Raw genomic sequence first — 7,768 nt, forward strand, 5'->3', positions numbered from 1 at the left:
AACCGGCAGTGCCATTGAAAAGCAATATTACCGGCTTCCGACCACCGCTAGATTTCCCAGGTCCGATTTCAATAATGAAATGACTGTCGATTAAATCTTGGACAAGGCTAGATACAGTCGCTTTATTCAGCCCAGTAAGCTCTGATATTTGTGCTCGAGACAAGGGAGCATGTTTTAGCACTGCTTCAAGTACGATGGCTGTATTTATTTTTTTGATGAGTGCTAAGTCTCCAGTTGGTTTTAACTTCAAAGGTAATGCCTCCGTCCAATTCAGCAATAATTATCATTGTATCATGTAAATATATCATCGAGCTTTTACATTTGTTTGTAAAAATACTTCTTCCAAGCGCGTTAGCGAGTACATTTAGTTTAACACAAAAACTTAGTTTGTTTAATAGACAAACTAAGTTAAGGCGTGTTATTCTTTGAGTATAAAAGTTGAAGTATTCTTCGTACTGACTTATATAACATCGTTAGACGTGAGCCGAAACCGTTTACTTAGCGGAAGCGGATTGGTCGAACGGGAACTAATCGGTCATTAACGTTGAGGTAAACTTCGATTTTAAAATACCGTATACCGTGAAGGAGGATTTTGTTTTCTATGAGCTATTTCAAAAACATTAACACGATCCAGTTTGAAGGTAAGGGCTCGGACAATCCATTAGCATTCAAGCATTACGACCCGAAACAAGTTGTTCTTGGAAAAACAATGGAGGAGCATCTCCGCTTCGCTGTTGCATACTGGCATACTTTTAATGCAAATGGTTCAGACCCGTTCGGATCGGCTACAATGGTTCGCGGCTGGGATCAATATACAGGCCTAGATCGTGCGAAAGCACGTGTTGAAGCTAACTTTGAGTTTATGAATAAGCTGAATATTCCTTTCTACGCATTCCACGATGTGGACATCGCGCCAGAGGGTGAAACTCTGCAGGAAACGAACAAAAACCTTGATGTTATCGTTGCCTTATTGAAAGACAATATGAAGCAATCCGGCAAAAAGCTGCTTTGGAATACGGTTAATATGTTCTCTAACCCGCGTTATGTTCATGGGGCAGGTACAGCGGTTAATGCCGATGTTTATGCATTTGCAGGCGCGCAATTGAAAAAAGGTCTTGAGGTTGGTAAAGAGCTTGGCGCTGAAAACTATGTATTCTGGGGCGGCCGTGAAGGCTACGATACGCTGCTTAACACGGATATGGGCTTTGAACTTGATAACCTGGCACGTTTGTACCATATGGCAATTGCTTATGCCAAAGAAATCGGCTTCGACGCTCAATTCCTTATTGAGCCGAAACCGAAAGAGCCGACAAAGCACCAATATGACTATGATGCGGCTACAACGATCTCATTCCTTCAAAAATACGGTTTAAAAGATCACTTCAAGCTTAACCTGGAGGCTAATCATGCAACACTAGCTGGCCACACATTCGAGCATGAAATTCGTACAGCTGCTATTAACGGCATGCTTGGATCGCTTGATGCGAACCAAGGCGACTTGCTGCTTGGTTGGGATACAGATGAATTCCCAACTGATCTATATTCGACAACACTTACGATGTTTGAAGTATTGAAAGCTGGCGGCATCGGCCGCGGCGGCGTTAACTTCGATGCTAAGGTTCGTCGTGGCTCATTCGAAGCCGATGATCTGTTCCTCGCGCATATCGCAGGCATGGATAGCTATGCATGGGGTCTAAAGGCAGCAGCTAAATTGATCGATGAGAAAATTTTGGATAACATTGTAGACAATCGTTACCGCAGCTTCAAAGAAGGCATAGGCGCGGAAATCGTGTCTGGCAAAGCAACGCTTGCATCTCTCGAGCAATATGCCCTACAAAACAACCCAATTAAAAACGAGTCCGGCCGTCAAGAGCGGATCCGCCTCATACTAAGCGAAGTTATTTTCAGCGTTTAAGTCGGGAGGATCACTGACAAATGAGCTACGTTATTGGTATAGATCTTGGAACAAGCGCGGTTAAAGCGTTGTTGGTTGACAAAGATGGCAGGGTAGCGGCGGAAGCATCGCGCAGCTACCCGCTGTTTCACGAGCATTCCGGGTGGAGTGAACAGAAGCCTGATGATTGGGTAGATGCAACGATTGAAGCGATAGCTGAGCTTGTAGCTGCTTCAGGAGCGGCTTCCGAGCAAATCGAAGGGATCAGCTTCTCAGGACAAATGCATGGGCTTGTCCTGCTGGATGGTCAAGGCAATCCGGTACGAAATGCAATATTGTGGAACGATACACGTACGACTGAGCAATGCCGTGAAATTGCGGGAACTCTTGGCGAAAAGCTCTTGAGCATAACACGCAATCCCGCTCTTGAAGGCTTCACACTTCCAAAGATATTGTGGGTTCGTCAATATGAGCCTGACATTTTTGCCAAAGCCGAATTGTTCCTTCTACCGAAGGATTATCTTCGGTATCGGTTAACTAATGAGCTTCATATGGATTATTCCGATGCAGCGGGCACGTTATTGCTGGATGTGGCAGGTAAAGAGTGGAGTGAGCACGTGCTTACAGCGTTCAACTTACCTGCCAGCTTCTGCCCATCGCTTGTTGAATCGCATGGGCTTGTTGGTTCATTGCTGCCTCAAATTGCTGAGCGTACTGGTCTCGCATCGGCGACAAAGGTATTTGCTGGCGGAGCAGATAATGCTTGCGGAGCGATTGGGTCGGGCATTTTGTCTGAAGGCCTGACGTTATGCAGTATAGGTACTTCAGGGGTCATTCTCTCTTACGAGAATGATAAGACGAAGGATTTTGCAGGCAAGGTACACTTCTTCAACCATGGCAAACAAGATTCCTTCTACGTGATGGGCGTTACGCTTGCGGCAGGCTATAGTCTTAGCTGGTTCAAGAAGACTTTTGCGCCAAATGAATCATTTGACCAATTGCTTGACGGCGTAGAGACGGTGAAGCCGGGAGCGGGTGGGTTGCTCTTCACTCCATACATTGTTGGTGAACGTACGCCGCATCCAGATTCCGTAATTCGCGGCAGTTTTATCGGCATTGACGGATCTCATGAACGCAAACACTTCGCTCGCTCCGTAATGGAGGGAATAACCTTCTCACTTAACGAGTCGGTGGATATGTTCAGACGCGCGGGCAAGACGGTTGACACCATTGTTTCGATTGGCGGCGGCGCGCAAAATCCAGTCTGGCTGCAAATGCAGGCTAATATCTTTAATGCGAAAGTCGTTGCTCTAGAGAACGAGCAGGGTCCTGGCCTTGGGGCGGCTATGCTCGCAGCTTACGGCTGCGGCTGGTTTGATAGCTTGGAATTATGTGCGGACAAATTCGTGAAGCATGCGGATTCGTATACACCACAGCTAGAAGCGGTAGAAGCATATGCTGGAGTTTTCCAAGTGTATCAACAGGTATATGAACAAACTCGCGGATTAAACGAAGCAATCGCACCATATCGCGGTTAACTCTTGCTTCCACTTATCCAAGCCAAGAGAAGGTTGTTACCCCTGCTGGGTTGACGACCTTCTCTTTATTTTCATTGCTTGTCATGATTTTCTGTTTTTTTGGCATGCTATAAGAAAAGGCTGGAAAGGATGATTGGCATTGACTCATAGTTCTGCCATTTTGTTTGAATTTAATGATACGGGGAGCGCGGCGCTTGCTAGTGAGACGCTGCAGCAGCTTGGCTACGAGACGGTTCTTCATGAGGATAATCAGCTGCATATCCACATGGACGGAAACGATTTAACCTCAGCACTTGAAATTGCGCAAGCACACGGCGGCCAACTTGTTGAGCAAACAGCAATCACTTCGAGCTCGCTAACAGATAGTGCATACGCATTAGATGCCATTTCTATCCCCGCTCATATTGTGAACGAAGATTTAATTGCCTTAGAAGAACAGGGTGAGCAGCTTGCAGGACTCCGCAACGTTGATGATGACGCCGATTATAGCGATGAGTTTCTGCCCGATTTGGGAACGTATGATCATTTCTCAGGGGATGTTCACATCTAAGCAGTAAGGTTCAAAGAGCAAAGCAGTCAGTCAGAAAAAATCGAAAAAAGCTTCCTGCAGCGATTATGAATCATTAATCGCTGCTAGGAAGCTTTTTTACTTATTTAGCTGCTGCGTTTCTACCTGCCGCGAACCCTGTTGAGAATGCGGCAGTAATATTGTAGCCGCCCGTATATCCGTGAATATCCAGTATTTCACCGCAGAAATATAGACCTTCTATCAGCTTGGATTCCATCGTTGTAGGATCAACCTCTTTTAAATTGATGCCGCCGCCAGTGACGAAAGCTTCTTTTAAAGAAAGTGTTCCATATGCTCTCACTGGAAATGCTTTGATAAGCTTGGCAAGCGCCATCCATGACTGCTTCGGAATGTTGTCATAGGTAAGATTATCATTTAATTGTGAACCTTGAAGAAGCAATGGAATTAGTTTTTCAGGTAAATAGCCCTTTAAAACATTTTTTATCGCTTTTTTGGCATCTGTCTTTGTTAAGCCGAGCGATTCGGAATAAACTTCATCGACGCTTTTTTCCGGAATAAGATCAATAGTAAGAATGATATTTCCAATGTCATATTGCTTTAAAGCTTTTACAACAAATTGGCTGCAGCGCAGAGCAGTTGGTCCTGAAAGTCCAAAATGGGTGAATAATAAGTCGCCATGATGCTCAATGATTTTCTTTCCCTTTGGATTCCATACAGATAGACCAATATTTCTAAGAGATAATCCTTGAAGCTCCTTTGAGGTTATGAACGGTTCATTAGAAGTTATGGGCACTTCAGTTGGGAACAGTTCAGTTATAGTATGCCCAGCATGCTCAGCCCAAACGTATCCATCACCTGTAGATCCTGTATGCGGTACTGATTTTCCACCGGAGGCTACAATAACATTTTTACCATGCAGGATGTCTTGGGATAGTAGTCGCACTCCAGAAACATGACCATCCGCATAGAGCACTTTATCAACTGGAGAATTTGTACGGATCGTTACCCCTTGCTGCCGCACTTGATTGATGAGAGCATCTACAACAGTCTTAGCCTTATCCGTTATAGGGAACATCCGTCCGTTGTCTTCTTCTTTTAGTGGAATACCTAAATTTTCGAAGAAGGCAATAATATCTTTATTACTGAAATTTGAGAGTGCGCTATACAAAAATCTTCCGTTACCAGGTATATGTTTAATCAGTTCATCAATATCCTTATTATTAGTAACGTTGCATCTGCCACCGCCGGATATACCGAGCTTTCGCCCCAATTTATCCCCTTTATCCAAAAGTATAACCTTCTTGCCATTTTTGCTGGCGGCAATAGCTGCCATAAGACCTGCTGAGCCTCCGCCAATAATAATTACATCGTACATAGCTTTCTCCTTTTCTACTTCTGCTTGCTCTATTGTAACATTCTTTCCTCATTGATTATGCGTTATAATGAAGCCATTATAAAGGAAAAGAAAGGTGGTGGACAGATGAGACGCGAAGAATCGCAATTAGTTGGCGCAGAAGGAACAAAATTGTTCATTCGCGAGTGGAAGCCAGAAGAGCAGAACGTGAAAGCAGTAGTATGTCTAGTACATGGAATGGGGGAGCACGGCGAGCGTTATCATCATGTTGCCGAATACATGACGAATGCTGGGATTGCGGTGATTGCGCTGGATCAACACGGTCATGGACGGTCCTCAGGCAAACTAGGACATATGCACTCTATAGGCGCTGCGGCTAGTGATGCTGCGCTTATTATAGAAGAAGCGGGAAAACGTCACCCGGGCTTGCCGATATTTTTGTACGGTCATAGCATGGGGGGCAATGTCGCATTGAACTGCGCTTTGCGTTTGCACCCTGCTATACAAGGCTTAATCATTACAAGTCCTTGGATCAGACTAGCCTTTAAACCACTTCCATTGCAAGAATGGCTTGGGCGAAAGCTTGCTTCCATTGTGCCAAATCTGCATCAATCAACGCGATTAAACCCAAATGATTTGTTTCGACCTGGTTATGCGAAGGCAGCTCCTATTGCCACCGATCCCATATGCCATACGAAGATTACGGTGCAAGCCTTTAATGAGATTGTGAACGCTGGAGAGTGGRCACTCGCGAACGTAAAAAGCCTCGATACTCCTTTCCTGCTTCTGCATGGTACTGCTGATCGGGTAACTTCATATGAAACTAGCCGCTTTATCGCGGAACAGCTTGGGGAGCGCTGTGATTGGAGGAGCTGGGACGAGGGATTTCATGAATTGCACAATGATGTAGATGGAGAATTGGTTATTTATGAAATAATAGAATGGATAGATAGTCAATTGTAAAATCAGGAAGTTTATGTTTTAATCGGATTAATAGATTTGTATGGCGTGTAGGAGCTTATCCTTGGCTGGCATCTAAGAAGATACGATTAGGGGGGACCGATCGTCTGTGTTGAAGGAATTGTTATTACAATTCATAGTGTCCCTATTTCCACTATTCGCCTATCAACTTTGGTATGATAGAGATAAAAAGTGGCAAAGGATGCCTGTATTTATGGGCTTATTCTTCGGTGCGTCCATGGTACTGTGCATGCTGAGCGCACCTAACATACTGGGGTATGAGATTGATTTTGGTATAGTCCCCTATATGGTAGGTTCGCTTTACGGAGGTATGCCTGCACTGATTATATTGACGTGTATCTATATTTCCATTAGAATTCCAATGCTTGACAATGCGTGGGAAATTATTAGTTTCATATCGTTAATAATTAGTTTTTTCACGCTTATGTTATTCGCAATTCGACCGTTTCAACGGGCTTCAGCGCCAAGTAAGGAACGAACCGGATTTTTGTTAATGAGCTTATTTTTGCTCTTATTTAGTTTAATAGTTGTTGGTTACCTTTCTTCTAAGGGAGTAGATTGGTCTTTTCAACTGGTAATGGGGTTTGTGCTTGCTATTGGAGTCACTTTGACAGCAACTTGGCTGTTAATATTTATGATTGAAAGTGTAAAAGAAAAGCATGCACTACTTGATGAGATTAGGCGGGTATCGGTAAATTATCGCAATGAGGTACAAAAACTTCAGCAATTCATAGACGAGTCTTCATATGCTGTCATTATCATTGATCGTGAAGGCCGAATAACCCACTTTAATGAGCTTTCTAAGAAGCTGATGGCGCTTCGCGTAGAGTATTTAGAATCTAAAGAGCTTTTAGGCACGTTTTTCCCAATGGTGTTTCAGCCAGGTGAGGGGGATACTACTCTTAAGATGCTTTATCAAGCTTTAAAAGGCACGAAGGCATCCATGGTTCCCAGTATGGAAGGCGGGAGAAGCTTTCTAAAAACCTCTATTTCATTGTGGAATTCCACGAATAGCCAAATTACCGGTGCGGCAATTATTGCTTATGATGTAACAGAGCTCGATATGCTGAGGGATGAAGTAGGCCGAATGGAACGATTAAGTTTAATCGGTCAGATGGCTGCGAGCATAACCCATGAAATTCGTAATCCGATGGCGGTTATTAGAGGTTTTGTACAGCTGTTACAGGAACGCAGTCCCTCGAATCAACAGGAATATTTTAATATTATAATTGAGGAGTTAGATCGGGCCAATATGATCATTAGCGACTTCTTGTCTCTTGCTCAGAACAGGGCGTTGACGATGGAGGAGTCCTCTCTGCATGATATTATCTATAAGCTTTTGCCATTATTAAATGCGGATGCGAATTTAAGAGGGCAGACGATTGAAACTGATTTTTGTGATGATCTTCCGCTTCTTATGTTGAACAACAGAGAAATTAAGCAGCTTTTGCTTAATTTGATCCGTAACGGGA

Annotated in this window: 7 protein-coding genes; 5 read left to right on the forward strand and 2 right to left on the reverse strand. The window is 44.0% G+C overall.

What is annotated here, in order from left to right:
- Nucleotides 1–250, reverse strand: a 250-nt coding sequence (locus AC1DWN_RS22555) for a MarR family transcriptional regulator (protein ID WP_477561147.1), incomplete at its 3' end; no start/stop codon positions are given.
- 351 nt (nt 251–601) lie between these two features.
- On the opposite strand from AC1DWN_RS22555, the gene xylA reads away from it, so the two are divergent.
- From xylA to AC1DWN_RS22570, 3 genes are all read left to right on the forward strand, one after another.
- Nucleotides 602–1,915, forward strand: coding sequence for a xylose isomerase (xylA, locus tag AC1DWN_RS22560; protein WP_477561148.1), 1,314 nt, complete (start codon nt 602–604; stop codon nt 1,913–1,915).
- A gap of 20 nt (nt 1,916–1,935) precedes the next feature.
- On the forward strand, nt 1,936–3,432 hold the full coding sequence (xylB, locus tag AC1DWN_RS22565) for a xylulokinase (RefSeq protein ID WP_477561149.1): 1,497 nt from the start codon (nt 1,936–1,938) through the stop codon (nt 3,430–3,432).
- Nucleotides 3,433–3,571: 139 nt separating this feature from the next.
- Nucleotides 3,572–3,982, forward strand: a complete 411-nt coding sequence (locus tag AC1DWN_RS22570; RefSeq protein ID WP_477561150.1) for a hypothetical protein — start codon at nt 3,572–3,574, stop codon at nt 3,980–3,982.
- A gap of 100 nt (nt 3,983–4,082) precedes the next feature.
- Here AC1DWN_RS22570 and AC1DWN_RS22575 read toward each other — a convergent pair whose 3' ends face one another.
- Nucleotides 4,083–5,336, reverse strand: coding sequence for a BaiN/RdsA family NAD(P)/FAD-dependent oxidoreductase (locus tag AC1DWN_RS22575; RefSeq protein WP_477561151.1), 1,254 nt, complete (start codon nt 5,334–5,336; stop codon nt 4,083–4,085).
- Between the two features lie 105 nt (nt 5,337–5,441).
- Here AC1DWN_RS22575 and AC1DWN_RS22580 point away from each other — a divergent pair, with 105 nt between their 5' ends.
- Both AC1DWN_RS22580 and AC1DWN_RS22585 read left to right on the forward strand, forming a co-directional pair.
- A complete protein-coding gene (locus tag AC1DWN_RS22580) occupies nt 5,442–6,278 on the forward strand; it encodes a lysophospholipase (RefSeq protein WP_477561152.1) in 837 nt (278 codons plus the stop codon).
- Between the two features lie 106 nt (nt 6,279–6,384).
- Nucleotides 6,385–7,768 (forward strand): histidine kinase dimerization/phospho-acceptor domain-containing protein (locus AC1DWN_RS22585; protein WP_477561153.1); only part of this gene is annotated, 1,384 nt, incomplete at its 3' end.

The organism is Paenibacillus sp. P4_A7 (assembly GCF_056402455.1).

Excerpts from the sequence above, each read along its gene's own strand:
- xylA (WP_477561148.1), top strand. The coding sequence starts at position 602 with ATGAGCTATTTCAAAAACATTAACACGATCCAGTTTGAAGGTAAGGGC.
- xylB (WP_477561149.1), top strand. The coding sequence starts at position 1,936 with ATGAGCTACGTTATTGGTATAGATCTTGGAACAAGCGCGGTTAAAGCG.
- AC1DWN_RS22575 (WP_477561151.1), bottom strand. The coding sequence starts at position 5,336 with ATGTACGATGTAATTATTATTGGCGGAGGCTCAGCAGGTCTTATGGCA.